The sequence below is a fragment of the Photorhabdus antumapuensis genome, from assembly GCF_020387775.1.
In the GTDB taxonomy this organism is placed as follows: domain Bacteria; phylum Pseudomonadota; class Gammaproteobacteria; order Enterobacterales; family Enterobacteriaceae; genus Photorhabdus; species Photorhabdus antumapuensis.
The window spans coordinates 1-235 of record NZ_JAHZMK010000008.1; the positions used below are offsets into that span (position 1 = coordinate 1).

A 235-nucleotide genomic window follows, 5' to 3' on the forward strand; every position below is an offset into this window, starting at 1 on the left:
ATATTCCCCGCCGCAGCCATCACGCCCAGTGTCCAACCGTCGCCAACCTGGGTCAACACGTTGCCAATGCCGAACATGATGCCGGTCGTGTCACCCTTTCCGACTTTGGTCAAGATATTCGCGCCACCCAGCATAACGCCCGTGGTCTTGCCGTCACCTATATGCGTGAGGACGTTCGCGCCACCGCCCATTACCGCCAGCGCATGGCCTTTCCCTTTTTTGGTGAGAATATTGG

The 235-nt window shown here is 57.9% G+C and carries 1 protein-coding gene; it reads right to left on the minus strand.

Annotated features, from left to right (window positions below):
• The coding region (locus tag KZ793_RS01240; protein ID WP_225812935.1) for a hypothetical protein at window positions 1-235 on the minus strand (235 nt) is incomplete at both ends.